17 protein-coding genes and 1 pseudogene are annotated in these 19,861 nt (G+C 75.3%); 10 read left to right on the top strand and 8 right to left on the bottom strand.

Features of this window, described 5'->3' with window-relative positions; all coding sequences use genetic code 11:
• Positions 1-37: 37 nt before the first annotated feature.
• The 3 genes from FH609_RS10415 to FH609_RS10405 form a co-directional block, all read right to left on the bottom strand.
• On the bottom strand, positions 38-868 hold the full coding sequence (locus tag FH609_RS10415; protein ID WP_139666762.1) for a class I SAM-dependent methyltransferase: 831 nt from the start codon (positions 866-868) through the stop codon (positions 38-40).
• An 87-nt stretch (positions 869-955) separates the two neighbouring features.
• Positions 956-1,735, bottom strand: a complete 780-nt coding sequence (locus FH609_RS10410; protein WP_139666763.1) for an SDR family NAD(P)-dependent oxidoreductase — start codon at positions 1,733-1,735, stop codon at positions 956-958.
• On the bottom strand, positions 1,732-3,033 hold the full coding sequence (locus FH609_RS10405; protein ID WP_139666764.1) for an enolase C-terminal domain-like protein: 1,302 nt from the start codon (positions 3,031-3,033) through the stop codon (positions 1,732-1,734). Before FH609_RS10405 ends, FH609_RS10410 begins: the two co-directional genes overlap by 4 nt.
• Before the next feature lie 253 nt (positions 3,034-3,286).
• On the opposite strand from FH609_RS10405, the pseudogene FH609_RS10400 reads away from it, so the two are divergent.
• The 4 genes and pseudogenes from FH609_RS10400 to FH609_RS10385 form a co-directional block, all read left to right on the top strand.
• Positions 3,287-3,964: pseudogene (locus FH609_RS10400) on the top strand (FadR/GntR family transcriptional regulator); the annotation flags it as partial.
• 381 nt (positions 3,965-4,345) lie between these two features.
• Positions 4,346-5,380 carry an aldo/keto reductase gene (locus FH609_RS10395; RefSeq protein ID WP_226961544.1) on the top strand — a complete coding sequence of 345 codons (1,035 nt, stop codon included), beginning with the start codon at positions 4,346-4,348 and terminating at the stop codon, positions 5,378-5,380.
• On the top strand, positions 5,377-6,243 hold the full coding sequence (locus tag FH609_RS10390) for an amidohydrolase family protein (protein WP_226961543.1): 867 nt from the start codon (positions 5,377-5,379) through the stop codon (positions 6,241-6,243). The genes FH609_RS10395 and FH609_RS10390 overlap by 4 nt, the downstream gene beginning before the upstream one ends.
• Before the next feature lie 137 nt (positions 6,244-6,380).
• On the top strand, positions 6,381-7,163 hold the full coding sequence (locus FH609_RS10385; RefSeq protein WP_139666766.1) for a class I SAM-dependent methyltransferase: 783 nt from the start codon (positions 6,381-6,383) through the stop codon (positions 7,161-7,163).
• A gap of 177 nt (positions 7,164-7,340) precedes the next feature.
• Here FH609_RS10385 and FH609_RS10380 read toward each other — a convergent pair whose 3' ends face one another.
• Entirely contained in the window at positions 7,341-8,009 is a 669-nt protein-coding gene (locus FH609_RS10380; RefSeq protein ID WP_139666767.1) for an AAA family ATPase, read from the bottom strand.
• A 303-nt stretch (positions 8,010-8,312) separates the two neighbouring features.
• On the opposite strand from FH609_RS10380, the gene FH609_RS10375 reads away from it, so the two are divergent.
• Positions 8,313-10,073 carry an ABC transporter ATP-binding protein gene (locus FH609_RS10375; protein ID WP_193317823.1) on the top strand — a complete coding sequence of 587 codons (1,761 nt, stop codon included), beginning with the start codon at positions 8,313-8,315 and terminating at the stop codon, positions 10,071-10,073.
• A complete protein-coding gene (locus FH609_RS10370; RefSeq protein WP_139666769.1) occupies positions 10,070-11,731 on the top strand; it encodes an ATP-binding cassette domain-containing protein in 1,662 nt (553 codons plus the stop codon). Before FH609_RS10375 ends, FH609_RS10370 begins: the two co-directional genes overlap by 4 nt.
• Positions 11,732-11,800: 69 nt before the next feature.
• Here FH609_RS10370 and FH609_RS10365 read toward each other — a convergent pair whose 3' ends face one another.
• A complete protein-coding gene (locus FH609_RS10365; protein ID WP_193317824.1) occupies positions 11,801-12,679 on the bottom strand; it encodes a hydrolase in 879 nt (292 codons plus the stop codon).
• Between the two features lie 420 nt (positions 12,680-13,099).
• Here FH609_RS10365 and FH609_RS10360 point away from each other — a divergent pair, with 420 nt between their 5' ends.
• Positions 13,100-13,966, top strand: coding sequence for an arylamine N-acetyltransferase family protein (locus tag FH609_RS10360; protein WP_139666770.1), 867 nt, complete (start codon positions 13,100-13,102; stop codon positions 13,964-13,966).
• Between the two features lie 36 nt (positions 13,967-14,002).
• On the opposite strand, the gene FH609_RS10355 is transcribed toward FH609_RS10360, so the two are convergent.
• The gene (locus tag FH609_RS10355; RefSeq protein WP_139666771.1) at positions 14,003-14,995 is read right to left on the bottom strand and encodes an aldo/keto reductase; all 993 of its coding nucleotides are present in this window, start codon (positions 14,993-14,995) and stop codon (positions 14,003-14,005) included.
• Positions 14,996-15,176: 181 nt separating this feature from the next.
• Positions 15,177-16,214, bottom strand: coding sequence for an aldo/keto reductase (locus FH609_RS10350; protein ID WP_139666772.1), 1,038 nt, complete (start codon positions 16,212-16,214; stop codon positions 15,177-15,179).
• A gap of 120 nt (positions 16,215-16,334) precedes the next feature.
• Here FH609_RS10350 and FH609_RS10345 point away from each other — a divergent pair, with 120 nt between their 5' ends.
• Together FH609_RS10345 and FH609_RS10340 are read left to right on the top strand one after the other, a co-directional pair.
• The gene (locus FH609_RS10345) at positions 16,335-16,967 is read left to right on the top strand and encodes a TetR/AcrR family transcriptional regulator (protein ID WP_139666773.1); all 633 of its coding nucleotides are present in this window, start codon (positions 16,335-16,337) and stop codon (positions 16,965-16,967) included.
• 128 nt (positions 16,968-17,095) lie between these two features.
• On the top strand, positions 17,096-17,395 hold the full coding sequence (locus FH609_RS10340; protein ID WP_139666774.1) for a hypothetical protein: 300 nt from the start codon (positions 17,096-17,098) through the stop codon (positions 17,393-17,395).
• A 1-nt stretch (position 17,396) separates the two neighbouring features.
• Here FH609_RS10340 and FH609_RS10335 read toward each other — a convergent pair whose 3' ends face one another.
• Complete coding sequence (locus tag FH609_RS10335; protein ID WP_139666775.1) at positions 17,397-17,921, bottom strand: DinB family protein; 525 nt, start codon at positions 17,919-17,921, stop codon at positions 17,397-17,399.
• A gap of 92 nt (positions 17,922-18,013) precedes the next feature.
• On the opposite strand from FH609_RS10335, the gene FH609_RS10330 reads away from it, so the two are divergent.
• Positions 18,014-19,858: a gamma-glutamyltransferase family protein gene (locus FH609_RS10330; protein ID WP_139666776.1), complete on the top strand. Its 1,845-nt coding sequence runs from the start codon at positions 18,014-18,016 to the stop codon at positions 19,856-19,858.
• Positions 19,859-19,861 lie beyond the last annotated feature (3 nt).

Genomic DNA, 19,861 nt, shown 5'->3' with positions numbered 1-19,861 from the left:
CCTCGCCCGCCCGCTCCGCGCGCCTCGCGCCCGTTCCTCAGCCGGTGAGGGTGGCCTTCCACAGTTCCTCGCTTGGCCACTGCCTGGCCCAGGCGGCGGCGACCTCCGGGTAGTCGCGCGCGTCGGCCTCGGGCGCGGGGACCTCGATCAGGTCGTCCACGGTGAAGCCGTTCTCCCGCAGCAGCCGGATCAGGTCGCCGTGCGGGAGTGTGAACTCGACGCCGCCGCCGTGCGGCAGCCGGTGGCCGCCGAAGTAGGGACGCAACAGCCGCTCGCCCGCCGGCCCCTCCTCGGGCCGGCAGGCGGCGAAGAACGGGGAGCGCCGGCTGAACGCCAGCCGCCCACCGGGCTCCAGCAGCCGGGCGGCCTCCGGTATCCACCGGTGTGGGTCACACCAGAGCGAGGCCCCGTAGTCGCTGATCGCCAGCGCGAACCTGCCGCCGCGCAGCGGCAGCCGCTCGGCGTCCGCCAGCAGCAGCGCGATGTCCAGGCCGAACTCCGCCCGCAGGGCGCGGGCGGTCGCCAACTGCGCGGCCGAGAGATCGACTCCGACCGGACGTGCTCCCATCCTGGCCAGCCAGGCGGACACATAGCCCGTTCCGCAGCCGAGTTCGACCACATCCCTCCCCGAAATGTCCTCGGGGATCAGCCGGGCCCGGGACTCGGGGGTCGCCCACAGGCCCCAGGTGGCTTCGCGCTGCTCCCAGTGGGCCCGGGCCAACGGGGCGTGGTAGGCGGCGCGTTCGTCGTCCCAGTGGGTTCGGTTGCGGGTGATGTGGTCGGCGGTCGCGGCCCCTTCGGGGTGTTCGGGTCGGGCGGCCGGCTCGTTTCCGTTGCTGGTCGTCTGGCTGGTCGTCTGGCTGGTCATCCGCCCATCCCACCGGCTCGGGGACGGGTGGGGCAACGGGGTTGTGCCGCGTCCCCCCGGGGTGTGCGGGCCCCGGGGGGCGTGCGCTCAGCGGGGCGTACGCAGGCGCAGGCTGTGCATTCCGCCGTCGACGGGGAGCGCGGTGCCGGTCACCGCGCCGGCGCCAGGGCCGGCCAACTGCGCGATGGCCTCGGCCACTTCGACCGCCGCGACCAGCCGCCCGGTGGGCTGGCGCGCCTCCAGGGCCGCGCGTTCCGCCGCCGGGTCGTCGGCCGCGGCCAGCAGCCGTCCCACCCAGGGGGTGTCCACGGTGCCGGGGTTGACGCAGTTGACCCGGATGCCCTGCGGCAGCAGATCGGCGGCGGTGGCCCTGGTCAGGGCCAACAGCGCGCCCTTGGTCGCCGAGTAGAGCGCCCGGTCGGGCAGCCCCGTGGTGGCCGCGACCGAGCAGGTGTTGACGATCGCGGCGGCCGAGGAGCGGCGCAGCCAGGGCAGCGCGGCGCGGGTCACGCGCACGACGCCCAACAGGTTGACGTCGAGGACCCGGTGCCACTCCTCGTCCGGGTTGTCCTCGATGGTGCCGGCGGCGCCGATGCCCGCGTTGTTCACCAGGATGTCCACGCCGCCGAGCGCCTCGGCGGCGGCCGAGACCGCGCGCCGCACCGAGGCGTCGTCGGTCACGTCGGCCGCCAGGCCGAGCAGCGGCTCGGGCACCTCGGGGTTGAGGTCGAGGCAGGCGACGCGCGCGCCGCGTTCGGACAGCAGGGTGGCGGTGGCCAGCCCGATGCCGGAGGCGCCGCCGGTGACCAGGGCGGTCAGGCCGGCGAACGGGCGCCCGGCGTCGGGTGGGTTGGGGTGCGGGCTCACGAAAGCTCCCTCCAGACCGGGCCGTCGGGGTAGCGGTGCGCGGCGATCGACTCGGGGTGCAGCTCGGCGCCGAGGCCCGGTGTCAGTGGCGCGCGGTAGTGTCCGTTACGCACGGTGACCGGAGCGGTGAAGTGTTCGTGGAGGTGGTCGACGTACTCGATGACCCGGTTCTCGGTGGTCCCGCTGACCGCCACATAGTCGAACATGGCGAGGTGCTGCACCATCTCGCACAGGCCCACGCCTCCGGCGTGCGGGCACACGGGGACGCCGAACCTGGCGGCCAGCAGCAGGATCGCGACGTTCTCCGTGACGCCGGCCACGCGGGACGCGTCGAGCTGGAGCACGTCGATCGCGCCGGCCTGGAGCAGCTGCTTGAACATCACCTGGTTCTGGCAGTGTTCGCCGGTGGCCACCCGGATCGGGGCGACGGCGCGGCGGATGGCGGCATGGCCCAGGATGTCGTCGGGCGAGGTGGGTTCCTCGATCCAGTACGGGTCGAACGGGGTCAGCGGGCGCAGCCAGTCGATGGCCTCGGCCACGCCCCACGCCTGGTTGGCGTCGATGGCGATGCGGATGTCGGGGCCCACCGCCTCCCGCGCCAAGGCGAGCCGCCGCCGATCGGCCTCGGCGTCGGCACCCACCTTCAGCTTGATCTGCCGGAAGCCGTCGGCAACGGCCTCCTTGGCGAGCCGGACCAGCTTCTCGTCGGTGTAGCCGAGCCAGCCGGGGGTGGTGGTGTAGGCGGGATAGCCGTGCTCCAGGAGGCGCTCGGTGCGCTCCGCGCGCCCGGGGGCGGCGCCCCGCAGGATGTCGAGTGCCTCCTCGGGGGTGAGGGCGTCCCGCAGATAGCGGAAGTCGACCAGGGAGACGAGCTGTTCGGGGCTCATCTCCGCGAGCAGCCGCCACACCGGCTTGCCGGCGAGCCGGCCGGCGAGGTCCCAGAGGGCGTTGTCGACGGCGGCGGCGGCCATGTGGATCACGCCCTTGGCCGGGCCGAGCCAGCGGAGTTGGCCGTCGCCGACCAGCGTGCGGTGGAACGCCCCCGGATCGGCGAGGAGTTCGGCGACCGACCGGCCGACGACGAGGGGGCGCAGCGCGGCGACGGCGGCGGCCTGCACCTCGTTGCCCCGGCCGATGGTGAAGGCGAGGCCGTGGCCCTCGGCGCCGCCGCCGGTGCGGATCGTGACATAGGTGGCGGAGTAGTCGGGTTCGGGATTCATGGCGTCGGAGCCGTCCAGTTCCCGCGAGGTGGGGAACCGGACGTCCGAGACGTCCAACGAGACGATCTGCTCAGTCATGGGGCCTGCCGGGCTGGTGGTGGTGGTTGTCGTGTCCCGGGGCTCCGGCGGCGGCGATTCCACCCCGGAACGAGCCAAGACATGGGATCTATTGATAGGCCCGACGATCCCCGACGTCCAGCCCTGGGCACAGAACTGCTGGTTATCGGGCTCAACGAGTCTTCCTCGGGGCGCCGGACATCACACCCTCTCGCCGAAGGTGGGATCTTTCTGTTAGGGTCCTGGCGTCCAAAGCCCTTGCGAGGTTGAGCAGATGTCGCTGACCGACAACGCCATCGCCCGCATCCGGGAGCTGATCCGGTCCGGCGCGCTGCCGCCGGGTGCCAAGCTGCCCCCGGAGCAACAGCTGGCGGCCGAACTCGGCCTGTCGCGCAACCTCATGCGCGAGGCCGTCAAGGCCCTGGTGGTCGCCCGGGTGTTGGAGATCCGCCGGGGTGACGGGACCTATGTCACCAGCCTGCAACCCGCGCTGCTGCTGGAGGGTCTTGCGGTGGCCGTCGAGCTGCTGCACGGCGAGACCCTGCTCGAACTCACCGAGACCCGCCGGCTGTTCGAGCCGGTGGCCACCGGGCTCGCGGCCCAGCGGATGACGCCGGAGGCGCTGGCCGTGGTGGCCGGGGAGCTGGAGGCGATGCGGGCCGCCAGGGACGACGTCGAGCTGCTGGTCCAGCACGACGCGGCGTTCCACCGGGCGGTGTTGGCGGCGACGGGCAACGAGACGCTGGTCTCGCTGCTCGACGGGATCTCCGGGCGGACCCTGCGGGGCCGGATCTGGCGGGCGCTGGTCGACGAGCACGCCTCGGAGCGGACCCTCGCCGAGCACGAGGCCATCTACCAGGCGCTGGCGGCGGGCGACGCGGCGCTGGCGCAGGCCACCGCGCTGATGCATGTGAGCAGCACGGAGCACTGGCTGCGGCGCCATCTGGAGGCGCAGCGGGCGATCGAGGCCGCCGAGGCCGACGCCGGGGGCGTGGAGACGGCAGAGGCCGACGGGGCGGAACGGTCCAGGAGGCCAGCGGTCCGCTTCTCGGCGGACGGCGACCGGGCAATGGGCGCCGGGGCGACGGGCGTTCCAACGACGGAGAGCGAGGAGCGGCATGACGGAGATTCGGAGTCCCCGAGGGCGACGCCGGGCGCCCGACCCGCCGCGTCCTGACGGGCGGCGCCTCACCGTCGCCGAGCGACGCGCATCGGTGCCCGCGCGGGCGCGCGGACCAGTGCACGCGCCGGGGCGGGAGCCGGAGCGCGGCCCCTTCCGCACACCGGAGCGCGGCGCGCTCTTCGCGCCAGAGTGCGCGCCGGCGGTGGCACCGTGACGGGCGCGATCGCCGGCGGGCGGGCCACGTTGGGGCGCTCGGGAGTGACCGTGAGCCGGATCGGCCTGGGCACCGCCCCGCTGGCCGGGCTCTTCAGCCCGGTCACCGAGGCCGAGGCGGAGCGGACGCTGGAGGCCGCCTGGGCGGCGGGCGTCCGGTTCTTCGACACCGCACCCCACTACGGGCTCGGCGTGGCCGAACGACGGCTCGGGGCGTTCCTGGCCGACCGGCCCAGGGACGAGTTCGTGGTCTCCACCAAGGTGGGCCGCCTGCTGCGCCCCGGCTTCTCGCCGCCGGGCACCGAGGGCTTCCACGGCGTGCCCACGGACCTGTCCCGGGTCTGGGACTTCAGCGCCGACGGGGTGCGGGCCTCGCTCACCGAGAGCCTGGAGCGCTCCGGCCTCGACGCCTTCGACCTGGTGCTGCTCCACGACCCCGACGACCACGGCGAGCAGGCCCTGACCGAGGCCTATCCGGCGCTGGCCGAGCTGCGCGACCAGGGCGTGGTCCGGGCCATCGGCGCCGGGATGAACCAGACCGCGATGCTGACGCGGCTGGTCAGGGAGACGGACCTGGACGTGGTGCTGGTCGCCGGCCGTTACTCGCTGCTCGACCGGAGCGCGGCCGAGGAGTTGCTGCCGGCGTGCGCGGCGCGCGGCGTGGGCGTGTTGGTCGGCGGGGTGTTCAACAGCGGGCTCCTGGCCGCCCCGCGCGCCGGCGCGACGTTCGACTACGCGCCGGCGCCCGAGCCGTTGATCCGCCGGGCGCGCGCGATGGCCGAGCACTGCGCCGCGTTCGGGGTGCCGCTGCCGGCCGCCGCCGTGCGGTTCGCGCTGCGCCACCCCGCCGTCAGCGGGGTGGTGCTCGGCGCGCGCAACGCCCGCGAGATCACCGAGAACGTCGCCCATGCCGCCACCGAGATCCCCGAGGAGCTGTGGGACCTGCTGGCGGCGGACGCCACGGGAGACGGCGGAGCCGAGGACGGCCGGGGCGAGGACGGCGGGGTCGGAGACGGCGGGGCCGCGCGGTGACCGACTCCGGCGGGCTGATCGACGCGCACCACCACCTGTGGGACCCCGCGCACCGGCCGCAGCCCTGGCTCCTGGAGTCGGGGATGGCCGAGCTGCACCGGGCCTTCGGCGTCGACGAGTTGACCGGGGCGGTCGCGGGCACCGGGGTGACCGGAACGGTGTTGGTGCAGGTGCTGCCCGACCTGGCGGAGACGGCGGAGTTCCTGGCCGTCGCCGAGCGGACGCCGCTGGTCGCCGGGGTGGTCGGCTGGGTCGATCTGACGGCGGGCGCGGGCGCGGTGGCCGAGGACCTGGCGCGGCTGCGCTCCGGCCCGGGCGGCGGGAAGCTGCTCGGGGTGCGGCATCTGGTGCAGGGCGAGGCCGACCCCCGGTGGCTGTGCCGGCCCGAGGTCCGCGCGGGCCTTTCGGCGGTCGCCGACGCCGGGCTCGCCTACGACCTGCTGGTCCTCCCGCACCAGCTGCCCGCCGCCATCGAGACGGTGCGGGCGCTGCCCGGGCTGCGCTGCGTGCTGGACCATCTGGCCAAGCCGCCCATCGCCGCGGGGCAGTTGGAGCCGTGGGCCGGCCTGCTGCGCGAGCTGGCCGCCGAGCCGCAGGTCAGCTGCAAGCTGTCGGGGCTGGTGACCGAGGCGGAGTGGGGCGCGTGGACGGTGGACCAGCTGCGCCCGTACGCGGCGGTCGCGCTGGACGCCTTCGGCCCGGGCCGGCTGCTGTTCGGGTCGGACTGGCCGGTCTGTCTTGCCGCCGCCTCCTACCCGGATGTGCTGGGCGCGGCACGGGAGTTGACCGCCGGGCTGGCCCCCGCCGAGCGCGCGGCGGTCTTCGGCGCCAACGCCCGCCGCCTCTACGGGCTGACGAGCTGACGGCCCGCGCCGGCGTGGGACATGCGCCGGCGCGCGACCACGCGCCTCGCGCCGGCGCCCGCGCCCGTTCCCCCGGTCCCTTGCCCGCCCGACGGCCCGCCATCGACATCCGGGGCCCCCGGACTAGACTTTGTGCCGTGTCGAAACAAACCCGGGACGGCAGCGCCGGAGACGCCGACTACGGTGCCATCGCCGCCGACTACAGCCGCTACCGCCAGCCCGACCCCCGGATCGCCGACGCGATCGCCCGCGCCCTCGCCCCGGCGGAGACCGTGGTCAACGTCGGCGCGGGCGCCGGCTCGTACGAGTCCGTCGCGCCCCGGATCACCGCCGTCGAGCCGTCCCGCGCGATGCGGGCGCGCCGCCCGCCGCATCTGACCCCGGCCGTGAACGCCACCGCCGAGGCCCTGCCGTTCGACGACGACGCCTTCGACGCGGCGATGACCACGTTCAGCGTGCACCAGTGGCACGAACTCGCGGCCGGGCTCCGGGAGTTGCGCCGGGTGGCGCGCGGCCCCGTGGTCGTCCTCACCTGCGACCCGGCCCTGGTGCGGGAGTTCTGGCTGCACTCCTACGCCCCGTCGGTGCTGGACACCGAGGCGCGGCGCTACCCGGCGATCGAGGAGATCACCGCCGTCCTCGGCGGCCGCGCCACGGTGGAGCGGGTGCCGATCCCGCTCGACTGCGTCGACGGCTTCAACGAGGCGTACTACGGCCGCCCGGAGCGGCTGCTCGACCCGGGTGCCAGGGACGCCTGTTCGGCCTGGAGCTTTGTGGAGCCGGCGCTGCGCGAGCGGTATGTCGAGGCGCTGCGCGCCGCGTTGCACGACGGCAGCTGGGACGCCCGGCACGGCGAGCTGCGGCACCGGCCCAGCTGGCTGGGCTCCCTGGTGCTGGTGCGCGCCGTCCCGGAGGGCTGACCGGCGGGGCCGCCGGGTCGCCCGGGCCGGGCAGCGGCCGCGCCCCGGCGGAACCCCGGCCCGGCCCGGCCGCGCCCCGCCCGAACCCTGCCCGGCCCGGGCAGGCTCAGGCCGGGCCCCAACGGGTCACTTTCGGACGGGCTTTGCCGATCGTTTGCCCGAGCCGGGGCGGCGGCGCTAGAAGCGTTCGACCAGCGGGAACCGCGTTCCCGGCGGGGCGTCGTCCGGGGCCACGAACGACACGGTCGCCCGCGCGGCGACCGGCGCGGAGAGCAGCACCACCGCGCCGCAGCCCGGCGGCAGCCGCCCCGCCTCCACCCGGGCCAACAGCCGGGTGAGCGCCCGGCGATGACGGCGGAACGCGTAGGCGGAGACCGACCGGCCGCGCCGCCGCTGCCCGGCCAGCGCCTGCTCGGGCGGAACGTCGAAGAGCAGCAGGTCGTAGGGCCGCCGCCGGCGCCACGCGTGCCAGGCCAGCCAGGCCCGCACCCAGCGGACCCGCCCGCAGTCGTGCACCAGCACGGAGTCCCGGCGCCGCAGCGTGCGCCACAGCCTGGCGTAGTGCGCCAGGCGCACCAGCGGGCGGTAGGCCGCGTAGGGCAGCCGTTCGCCCAGCCGTCGGTCCCAACGCGCCCTGACGTCCTGGGAGTCGACGGTCTGCACGCTCCCCGGGACGCGACCGGGCCCGGTCGCGCGCGCCATCAGCGTGGACTTTCCGCAGCCCGGCAGCCCGCTGACCAGCACCCGGTGTCCGGCCGGCCAGCAGAGGGTCAGCGGCCCGGAACCGGGCTCACCACGCAGGTCGCGAACGCGGGAATGGGCCGGGTCGGCCACGGTCTGGTCCATTGTGCCCCTTCAACCGGCCGCAGGTCGGCCTACGTGGCTGATTCTGCCCGCTGTTGACCTGGTCCGGACGCCCGCACGGCTCAACTGGCCATTGAGCGACGGGCGATGGGCCAGAAACCATCGATCAGGTGCACGACGCCGTCTCAGGCAAGCCCTAGGCCCCTCGGGCAAGCCCCGGCCACTCCGACTCGCGCCCCATGGCTCGGGTGGGAAACGGGACGAACTCGGGTACGGTCTCCGGGCCCCGTCCCAAAGCTCCCACCCGGCCCGAAGCCCCCACCCCACGCCTGGAGTTCGTTCGCGATGCCGCCTGCCCTCAGCCCCGCCCCGTCCCGTCCGCTCTCCCTCGCGTTGCCGTATCTCGTGCCGCACCGGGGCCGGTTGGCGCTGCTGGGCCTGGTGCTGGTCGCCTCGACGGCGGTGGCCGTCGCGGCGCCCCAGCTGCTGCGGCGGTTCGTGGACCGGGCGGCCGATGGAGCGCAGACGGGGACGCTACTGTGGGCCGCCGCCGCGTTCGCCGGACTGGCCCTGCTCGCCGAGGCGTTGCTGGTGCTCGGCGACGCGCTGGCCGCCCGGGTCGCGTGGTCGGCGACCAACGCGCTCCGGCTCGACCTGGTGCGGCACTGCCTGCGGCTTGACCTCACCTTCACCCAACGGCACCCGCCGGGCGCGTTGGTGGACCGGATCGACGGGGACGTCGGGCGACTGGCGAACCTCTTCTCCCGGATGGTTCCGCTGCTCGTCGCCAACGGGCTGCTGCTGCTCGGCATCGGCGTCGCGCTGCTGGCCACCGACTGGCGGGTGGCCCTCGGCTACGTGCCGCTGGTCGGCGGCGGCGTGGTGCTGCTGCGCCGGCTGACGCGTGGCGCCGTCCCGGCCGCGACGGCCCAACGGGCCGCCTCCGCCGCGCTGTTGGGGCGGGTGGCCGAACATGTCGACGGGCTGCCCGACCTGCGGGGCGCGGGGGCGAACGACGTGGCGCGGCGGGCGTTCTGGCGGGACGCCGCCGCCCTGCTCACCGTCGCGCGGCACGCGATCACGCTGGGCGTGCGCTGGCCGGCCGCCGCCCAGGGCCTCGCCTCGGCCGGGCTGCTGCTGGCCCTGCTGGCCGGCGCCGCGCTGCACCTGGGCGGGCACCTCTCGCTGGGCGGCGCCTATGTGCTGATCGCCTACGCCGGGATGCTCCAGCTGCCGCTGCTGCACATCGCCCACCAGGCGCACGACCTGCAACAGGCGCTGGGCGCCTGGCAGCGCGTCGCCGAACTGCTGGCGGAACGCCCGAGCGTGCTCGACGGGCCCGGGCGGCTGCCCCGGCCGGCCGGCGGCGCCCTGGGCGTGGCGCTGGAGGAGGTCACGTTCCGCTACGCGCCCGGCGAGCGGCCGGCGCTCGACGGCGTCACGCTGCGGCTCGCGCCCGGCCGGCGGCTGGCGCTCCTGGGCCGCACCGGCTCGGGCAAGAGCACCCTGGCCGGACTGCTCTTCCGGTTCGCCGACCCGACCTCGGGCCGCGTCCTCCTCGACGGCCACGACCTGCGCGGGCTGTCCGGCGACTCGGTGCGCCGCCGGGTCGGCCTGGTCCCCCAGGAGGTGCGGATCTTCCACGCCACGGTCAGGGACAACGTCTCCCTGTTCGACGCGCGGATGAGTGACCGTCAGATCAGGGTGGCGGTACGGGAGGTGGGGCTCGGCGGCTGGCTGGACGCGCTGCCCGACGGGTTGTCCACCCGACTCGGCGCCGGCGGGCGGCCGCTGTCCGAGGGCGAGGCGCAACTTCTGTCGCTGGCACGGGTGTTGATCACCGACCCGGCGCTGGTGGTGCTCGACGAACCGACCTCCCGGCTCTCCCCCGCCGGCCGCGGCGCCCTGCACGCGGCGACCGAGCGGCTGTTGGCCGGGCGGACCGCCGTGCTGGTCGCCCACCAGCTGGACACGGTGCGCACGGCCGACGAGGTGGCCGTGCTGGCGGACGGCCGACTGGTCGAACACGGCCCGCGCGCCGCGCTGTTGGACGATCCGGACTCGGAGTTCAGCCGCCGCCTGGCGGCCGGGGAGTTGACCAGGTGACCCGCCATCTGCTGCGGCTGCTCGCCGCCCGCCCCGGCCCCCAACTGCTGCTGGGCGCCTGCTGGACGCTGCTGAGAACCACCCTGCTGCTGACCGGGCTGCTCCTCCAGGCGGCCCTCGACGCGCTGGCGGACGGGTCCGGTGACTGGGGTCATATTCCGCTGTGGGCGGGGCTGTTGGCGGTCAACGAGGCGGCGCGGCTGGCCCTCTGGTACGGGCTGGTGCTGCCGAGGCTGGAGCCCGAGTACACCTACACCGTGCGCGCCGGGCTCCAGGACCGGGTGCTGGCCGCGCTCCTCGCCCGGCCGGCGGGCGCCGCGCCGCGCCACCCGACCGGCGAGGTGGTCAGCAGGCTCGGCGGCGACGCCGACGAGGTGGGCGTCTTCGCCATCTGGTCGGCGTCCAACGTAGCGCGCCTGCTGGTGGCCGGCGCTGCCGTGGCCGTGCTGTGGGCGACCGACGTGCGGGCCACGCTGGCGCTGGTCGCGCTGATCGCGCTGGTCACGGCGGTGGGCCGGGCGCTGGGCGGCCCTGTGGAGCGGCACCGGGCGGCCAGCCGGGCCGCCGCCGGCGAGGTCGGCACCCGGGTCGCGGAGATCGTCGGCGGGCTGGCGACGGTGCGCGCTGGCCGGGCGGAGGAACGGGTGGTCGCGCGGCTGGCCGTGGCGAACGCGGTCCGCCGGCGGGCGGCGGTGCGGGACGAGGTCCTCACCTCGCTCCAGGGGGCCGTGCTGCGGGCCACCACGGCGCTGGGCACCGGGGCCGTGCTGCTGCTGGTCGCCGGGCAGATGCGGGCCGGCCGGTTCTCGCTGGGCGACCTGGCGCTCTTCCTGGCCTATCTGCCGTTCGTCACGGAGGCCGTGCACACCCTGGGCACCCTCCCCGGCCGGATCAGGCAGGCCGGGGTATCACTCGACCGCCTGGCCCAACTCGGCGACGGGCCGGCCCGGTTGGTGACGCCGGCGCCCGTCCATCTGCGCGCCGAGCCGCCGCCGCCCGCTCCCCCGCCGCCCCGTTCCCCGCTGGAACGGCTCGCCGCGACCGGGCTCGGCTACCGCCACGCGGACGGCCAACGGGCCCTGAGCGACGTCGACCTGACGCTGACCGCCGGCTCGGTGACCGTGGTCACCGGCCCGGTGGGCGCCGGCAAGAGCACCCTGCTCCGGCTGTTCGCCGGCCAACTCCCGCCCACCGAGGGGGAGCTGTGTTGGAACGGGCAACGGATCGACCGGCCGCAGGAGTTCCTCGTTCCGCCCCGGTGCGGGTATCTGCCCCAGGACGCCAGGCTGTTCAGCGGCACCCTGCGGGAGAACGTCCTGCTCGGCCGGGCGGCAGACGAGCACGCCGTGCGGGCCGCCGTCCGGCTGGCCCTGCTGGCCGACGACCTGGCCCGGATGCCGGACGGCCTGGAGACGGTCGTCGGGCCGCGCGGACAGCGCCTCTCAGGCGGCCAGGTGCGCCGGGTGGCCCTGGCCCGACTCCTGTTGCGGGACCCGGAGTTGCTGGTGCTCGACGATCCCCTGGCCGGCCTGGACATCGACACCGCGCGCGCCCTGTGGACGAACCTGCGCACCCGCCGCCGCACCCTGCTGCTGGTCGCCCACGAGCCCTGGGTGCTGGGCGAGGCCGACGCGCTCGTCGAACTCCCGCGCGCCTGAGCGCAGTTGGAGACGGCCGTCCGGGATGGGTGCCACCGCCAGTCCCGGACGGCCGCGTTCAGGGGGGTGTCAGCAGCCGGTGCGGGTGGTGCCGACGGCGATGTCGTCGTACCACAGGGTGTCCGCGCCCTGGCCGTAGCTCTCCCAGCCCAGGCGCAGGTCGGCCACGTCGGGCGCCCAGCCGGCGCGGCTGAGCCACTGCTGGTCCACGTCCTGCGTGGGCTCGCCGTCCACCACCAGGCCCTCCACCGGCTCGCCGTTGAGCCAGGTCTCCAACAGGCCGTTCTGGCCGTCGAGTTGGAACTCCAGGCAGGACCACTCGTCCACCGGAAGCGGGGCGCTCAGCGCCACGCCGGCCGGACTCTGGGCGGGCAGCGTGGCGTCGTCGGACTCCCGGTTCCACTGGAGCGCCGCGTTCTGGCCGCCCATCCGCAGGTCGCGGGAGTTGTCGTTGACGTCCTCCATCGCCATGAACGTGACGTGCTGCATGGGGAGTTCGGTGGTGTGGCGGACCCAGAAGCGCACATAGAGGCCGGCCGAGGTGTCCACGTCGGCGAGGTCGGTGGCGGCGAAGACATGGTTGCAGTAGCCGTCGGCGCCGTCGATCCGGAGCGACTGGCTGCCCTCGTGGCCCACCGTGGTGTCGACGGTCGCCGTACCCAGGCCCGAACAGTCGCGGGTCTCCACGGCCCACCGGCCGGACGGGTCGCCGCCGGCCATCGCCTCGAAGTCCTCGCAGAAGCCGTCCGTGGTGCACTCGGCCGAGGGGCCAGCGCCCTGCCTCCCGTCCGTCCCGCTGCCCAGCGCGGTGGTGGCGCCGGCGGCGACCAGCGCCAGGGCGGCCGCGACCGTCGCCGGGGTGCGCCAACGGCGACGCGTGGGGGCCGCGGGCGCGGCGGGGCCGGGCTCGGGAGGGCGTGCCGAGGTGTCGGTGGGGGATGACGTCATGTCCAACTCCTGCTCCGTGTGGGGGCGGTGCGGCTGGCGGCCATGCCGCGCGGTGTCCCGACCGACACGACATGGGAGCGCTCCCATAGCGCTTGACGGTAGCCCGCCGCCGGCCGGCGGTCCAGAAGCCGGCGGCACCGGGTTTTTCGACGCCCGCCCCGCGTGCACGCCGGCGGCCGGGAGCGGAGGCGGCGCGAACGGCCTGCCCGCGCCGTTCCGCGCGCCTCCCGGCCGGCCGGCCCAACTCCCGTGGCCGGCTCATTCTTTACCCGGTCCTTTCCTCGGCTTTGCCGATCCTTACCCCGGCCCGGGTGCGCGCGGGCGCCCGCGACCGGGGCCAACGGCGTAGGACGAGAGGCCCGGGCGGGTTCGTTCCCCGGGCCAACGACGGGGCGGGGCGCGGGTCGTTACGTTCGGGGCATGAGCACAGCTTCGACTCCGACTTCTCCCCCGGCGCCGGCGGCCGAGACAACCACGCCGTTCGACCTCGACGCCTATCTCGCCCGGATCGGCTGGCGCGGGGCGGCGCGGGCGGACGTGGCGACGCTCCGGGGCGTGCACGCGGCGCATCTGCGGGCCATACCGTTCGAGAACCTGGACGCCCTCGGCGGGACCGCGCCCTCGCTCGAACCCGCCGCCCTGGTGCGGAAGTTGCTGCACGAGCGCCGTGGCGGCTACTGCTACGAGCAGAACACGCTGCTGGCCATGGCCCTGGAGCGGCTGGGGTTCGCGGTGACGCTGCTGGTCGGCCGGGTCGTGGTCGGCGCCGACAGCCTCACGCGCCGGCCGCGCACCCATGCGGTGCTGCTGGTGCGGGTCCCGGGTGACCCGCGGCCGTACCTGGCCGACGTCGGCTACGGCGATGTGGCCGGCCTGCTGGAGGCGGTGCCGCTGCGAGCCGACGTCGAGTTCCGCGTGGGGCCGCGTCGGCACCGCCTGGTCACGGTGGAGCACGAGGGACCGCTGGAGCTGTGGGTCCTGCGGGCGTGGTCGGGCGGCGGGTGGGTCGACCAGTACGCGTTCACCGTGGAACCCTTCGTGCCGGCGGACCTGGAGGTCATGAACTGGCATGTGGCGACCAACCCGCGTTCCCCGTTCAGCTGGCGACTGACCGTGCGGCGCACCACGGGCACCGGTCATCTCGCCCTGGACGAACGCCGGTTGACCGAGACGCGGGACGACGGGCGGGTGTTCACACGGGAGTTGGCGGGCGAGGAGGACGTGCGGGCCGTGCTGGAGCGGGAGTTCGCGATCGCCGCACCGGCGACGACGCGGCTCGTGCGGTGAACGACCGCCCCGCGTCCGGTTGACGGCTGCCCGTGTTCAGGGCGTGGCGGGGGCGGCCAGCCGGGCCAGTTCGTCGGGGGTGAGCCTGATGGCGGCGGCGGCCACGTTCTCCGCCAGGTGAGCGGGGTCGCCGGTGCCGGGGATGGCCAGGACGTGGGGTCCCTGGTGGAGGGTCCAGGCCAGGCGGATCTGGGCGGGGGTCGCGCCGTGCGCCGTGGCGATCTCGGTGATCTCAGCCTCGCGGCGGTCGGGGCTGGCCTGGTCGGGGCTGGCCTGGTCGGGGCTGGCGCCGCTCTCGCGGCCCTCGCCGGCGATGGCGAAGAACGGCACGAAGGCGATGCCGCGTTCGGCGCAGAGCCGCAGCATCTCGTCCTGGGCGGCGGTGTGTTCGGCGAGGCTGTACCGGTTCTGCACGCAGACCACCGGGGCGATGGGCGCGGCCTGGGCGAGGAGTTCGGGCCCGACGTTGGAGAGCCCGAGATGGCGGATCAGGCCGGCCCGCCGGAGGTCGGCCAACGCGCCGAAGTGCTCGACGATGTCGGTCTCCCCGTTGACCCGGAGGTTGACCACGTCGAGGTGGTCGCGACCCAGTTGGCGGAGGTTCTCCTCGACCTGGCCGCGCAGCTGCTCCGGGCGGGCCCAGGGCACCCAGCGGCCGCCGGGCTCGCGCCCCGGGCCGACCTTGGTCACGATCAGCAGCTCGTCGGGGTAGGGCGCGAGCGCGGTGTTGATCAGCTCGTTGGCCGAACGCAGCGGGGAGAAGTAGAACGCGGCCGTGTCGATGTGGTTGACCCCGAGGTCAACGGCGGTGCGCAGCACGCGTATCGCCGTCTCCCGGTCGCGGGAGGGCAGGCCGGGCTGAAGCGCGGCGCGGCTGGGCAGGCGCATGGCGCCGAAGCCGAGTCGGTTGACGGTGTGGTCACCGAGCCGCCAGGTGCCCGCCGCTCCTGCGGACGGGGCCGCCGGCGCGGCCGGTGTCGAGAGGGTGGTGGAGGGGGCAGCTGGTGCGTCCGAGTCGTGCGCGTTCATGGGGGCAGTGTCGCACCGGGCCGGGCCGGGCACGCCCCCGGCCTGCGGCGGGAGGCGCGACCCGGCGGGGCCGAACGGGCGGGTTGAACGGGCGGCGGGCGGCTTGGGCGGGGTCGGCCCGGGCGGCTTGGGCAGTGGGCGGCTTGGGCGCGGCGGGCTGCGTCGGGGCCGGCGGGCAACGTCAGCCGGCGAGCGGGGGGTTGAGGCGGGCGAAGCCCTCCTGAGCGCGGTAGGGATAGTACGGGTAGGGGGCGGTGCCGGAGCTGGCCGCGTCGAGGCGGGCGACCTGCTCGGGGGTGAGGGACCAGCCGACAGCGCCGAGGTTGTCCCTGAGCTGGCGTTCGTCGCGGGCGCCGATGATCACGGAGGAGACGGTGGGGCGGCGCAGCAGCCAGTTGATCGCGATCTGCGGGACGGTGTGGCCGGTCTCCTCGGCGAGTTCGTCGAGCACGTCGGTCACCCGGTAGAGCCGTTCGTCGTCGACGGGCGGGCCGAACCGGGCGGTGCGGTGCAGCCGGCTGCCCTCGGGCACCGGCCGGCCCCGGCCGACGGCGCCGGTGAGGCGGCCCCAGCCCAACGGGCTCCACACCAGGGCGCCGACGCCCTGGTCCCGGGCCAGCGGCATCAGCTCCCACTCGTAGTCCCGGCCGACCAGCGAGTAGTAGACCTGGTGGGCGACATAGCGGGCGCGGCCGTGGCGGTCGGCGGCGGCCAGGGACTTCATCAGCTGCCAGCCGGAGAAGTTGGAGACGCCGGGGTAGCGGATCTTGCCGGCGCGGACCAGGTCGTCCAGGGTGGCCAGCACCTCGTCGACCGGCGTGGCGGCGTCGAAGGCGTGGAGCTGGAAGATGTCGATGTGGTCGGTGCCCAGGCGGCGCAGGGCGGCATCGACCGAGGTGATCAGGCGGGCCCGGGAGGTGCCGGCGTCGCCGGGGCCCTCGCCGAGCGGCAGGCCGGCCTTGGTGGAGATCAACACCCGGTCCCTGCGGCCCCTGATCGCGGCGCCGAGCACCTCCTCGGCGGCGCCGTCGGAGTAGACGTCGGCGCTGTCGAAGAGGGTGACGCCGGCCTCCAGACAGATGTCGACCAGGCGGCGGGCCTGGCGGACGTCGGTGTCGCCCCAGGCGCCGAAGAGTTCGCCCCGGCCGCCGAACGTGCCGGTGCCGAAGCTGAGTTCGGGAACGCGGAGCCCGGATGCGCCGAGTGTGCGGTGGTCCATGGTGGTTCCTCTCGTGGGGCGGGCGGTCCCCGCGACAACGCTTAACGGGTCTGCCGTTCCATTAGGATGCGAGAGCGAAGCTAGCACAGAGACCGGCACTAATGGAACTGGAGTCCCGTTATGGCGGAACGAGGGGCGTCCGCGCGCCGGGAGCCCGGGGCCGTGCGCCCGGGCGGGCGCACGGCGCGGGTGCGCGCGGCGGTGTTGCGCGCCACCGGGGACGCGTTGGTGGAGCACGGCTTCGACCGGCTCGACCTCGGCGAGATCGCCCGCCGCGCGGAGGTCGGCCGCACCACCGTCTACCGCAGGTGGGGGAATCCGACCGGGCTCGTCGTCGACCTGCTCGCCGAGATGGCGGAGACCTCGCTGCCCCGGACCGACACCGGCTCGCTGCGGGAGGACCTGCGGGCCAACGCGCGGCTGGTGTGCCGGACGTTGACCGATCCGCGCCAGGGCCCGCTCTTCCGCGCGGTCATCGCGGCGGCGGCCTGCGACGAGCGGGCGGCGGAGGCGCTGCGCCGCTTCTACCGGGTGCGGGTCGCGGAGTGGGCGCCCTGCGTGGTGGCGGCGGTGGAACGGGGCGAGGTCCCGGCGGGCACCGACGCCGACGAGGTGATCCGCGCGGTCTCGGCGCCGCTCTACTACCGGCTGCTGGCCAGCGGCGACCCGCTCGACGAGGCGACGGCCGACCGCGCGGTCGCCGCCGCCGTGGCGGCGGCGCGCGCCGGCGTGTACGGCGGGGAGCCGGGATAGCGCGCCCCTCGCGCGCCGGCGCGCACGCCGTACACGCCGTACACGCAGCCCCCCACCGCGCGTTGGGCGCGCGGCGCCGGGTAGTCATCCCCGTGCCGAGAGACGGGCGAACGGGGGGGGGACCCACCATGGCCAAGCGCTTCCTGACCAGGGACGGTCGTCGTGTGGGCGTGGGTGACCGGGTCTGGTCGGCGAACCATCTGCCCTGGGTCGTCCGCCGGATCGGGCCCATGAGCGGGATGCCGGCCGGGAGCCCGCTCTGGGCCTTCATGGACCGCGATCCGTCCTTTCCGGCCCAGCCCGATCTCGACGACACCCTGTTCATGGCGGAGGAGGACTTCCCGACCTACGTCTACCGATCGCACCCCTCGGACGGCGGCTGCGCACGGGCCGGGTGCCGGCACCGCCCCTGGGGCGCCGTCCGCTGAGTCAGCGCGCCGCCGCGCGGAGCAGGCGGAGCTGACCGATCTCGCTGGCGTTCTTGGTCAGTTCGACGGTGACCCAGGCCAACAGGTGGGCGCGCGTCTGCCCGGCGTCGGCCGGCCAGGGGAACGCGACCGGGGCGGCGAGGTCGGCCTCGTCGGCGCCGTCCAGGACGTTCGTCCAGTCCTCTCGCAGCGACCGCAGCCAGGCCACGGTGGGTTCCCCGGGCCCCGGCCATCGGACCTCCTCGCGCGCCGGGGGCGTGCGCCCCAGCGCGTGGTCCCGGGCCGTGCTCCACCACCAGCCCAGATGCCAGCTCAGCCAGCCGATCGTGGGCACCGGAACGGGCTCGGGCTCGGTGTCCGCCCAGTCCGGGCGCCAGCCGCCGTCGGCCGTCGGGTGCATCGTCCAGACCAGGGGGCCCGGCTCCCAGAGGAAGTCGTCGGCCGTGAGCCGCCGGAGGTGGTAGTCGAGGAGCGACCAGGCCACGTCGCACTGCCAACGGACCTGTTCCACTGGGGACATCGTCATGGCGGTCGACTCTGGCACGGCCCGACGGCGGGCACGAGCGCTTTACGGCGGGACCGGTGGCGACCGCGCCGCCGGACCGTATGCTCCGCGGCATGTTCACCACACGGCCCACGCTCCAGGGCACCTTCGGCATGGTTTCCAGCACCCACTGGCTGGCGTCCCAGTCCGCGATGGCGGTGTTGGAGGACGGCGGCAACGCGTTCGACGCGGCGGTGGCCGCCGGCTTCGTTCTCCAGGTGGTCGAGCCGCACCTCAATGGCCCGGGCGGGGACGTGCCGATCATCCTGGCGCCGGCCGGCGGCCGGGTGCGGGTGCTGTGCGGGCAGGGGCCGGCGCCGCACCGGGCGACCATCGGGCACTACACGGGGCTCGGGTTCGAACTGGTCCCGGGCACCGGGCCGTTGGCGGCGGTCGTGCCGGGCGCCTTCGACGCCTGGCTGACCCTGCTGCGCGACCACGGCACCCTCGGCCTCGGGCGGGTGCTCGACTACGCGATCGGCTACGCGGAGCGCGGGCACCCGGCGGTGGAACGGGTCGGGAGCACGGTGGAGTCGGTGCGGGCGCTCTTCGAACGGGAGTGGACCAGCTCGGCGGCCGTCTATCTGCCCGGCGGACGCGCCCCGGCGCCCGGTGCGTTGCTGCGCAACCCGACGCTGGCGGCGACCTGGCGGCGCCTGCTGCGGGAGAGCGCCGCCGAGGGCCGGTCCAGGGAGGCCGAGATAGACGCGGCCCGGCGGATCTGGCGGGAGGGCTTCGTCGCCGAGGCGATCGCGGCGCACGCCGCCCGCCCGGCGATGGACTCCTCCGGGGAACGGCACGCCGGGGTGCTCGACGGAGACGATCTGGCCGGCTGGACGGCCGACTACGAGGAGCCCGTGCGGTACCGCTGGCGGGACTGGACGCTCTGCAAGGTGGGCCCGTGGTGCCAGGGGCCGGTCCTGCTCCAGCAACTGGCCCTGCTGGACGACGGAATGAACGCCTCCGCCTATGGCACGCCGGATTATGTGCACTCCCTGATCGAAGGGAGCAAGCTTGCGATGGCCGACCGCGAGGCCTGGTACGGGGACGCGGCGCCGGTGCCGTGGGAGGCGCTGCTCTCCCCCACCTACAACGACGAACGGCGCCGGCTGATCGGCGAACGGGCCTCCCTGGAGCTGCGCCCCGGCGCGCCGGAGGGGCGCGCGCCCCGACTCCCGCGCCTCGTCGAGCGGTTGCTGGCCTCCGGGGTCACCTCGGACGGGATGGCCGGGGCGGGCGAGCCCACGGTGGCGCGCGTCGGCCAGCCCCCTTCGGGTCCCGAGGGCGAGCCCCGCGTGGGCCCGGGCGGGGAGACCTCGGGCGACACCTGCCATGTGGACGTGGTCGACCGCTGGGGGAACATGGTCTCCGCGACGCCGAGCGGCGGCTGGCTCCAGTCCAGCCCGGTGATACCGGAGTTGGGCTTTCCGCTGGGGTCCAGGCTCCAGATGACCTGGCTGGAGGAGGGGCTGCCGGCCTCGTTGACGCCCGGGCGGCGGCCGCGCAGCACACTCAGCCCGACGCTGGCGCTCCGCGACGACGAGCCGGTGCTGGCCTTCGGCACCCCGGGCGGCGACCAACAGGACCAGTGGCAGGCGCACTTCTTCCTCGCGGTCGCGCTGCGCGCGCCGGCGCGCGGCGGCCTCGATCTCCAGGGGGCGATCGACGCGCCCAACTGGCACCAGGACGCGTTCCCCAGCTCGTTCTACCCGCGCGGCGGTCAGCCGGGGAGCGTGACCGTGGAGTCCCGGATCGGGGAGCCGGTGATCGCCGAACTCCGGCGCAGGGGACACCGGGTGACGGTGGCCGGGCCCTGGACGGAGGGGCGGCTGTGCGCGGTGGGCCGCGACCCGGAGTCGGGGGTGGTCGCCGGGGCGGCCAATCCCCGGGGGATGCAAGGTTATGCCGTGGGGCGCTGAGCG

Origin of the sequence: Streptomyces sp. 3MP-14 (assembly GCF_006334905.2) — a bacterium.
Lineage (GTDB): Bacteria > Actinomycetota > Actinomycetes > Streptomycetales > Streptomycetaceae > Streptomyces > Streptomyces triticirhizae.
The sequence above is the reverse complement of the archived record's forward strand: the minus strand, read 5'-3'. Positions and strand labels throughout refer to the sequence as shown.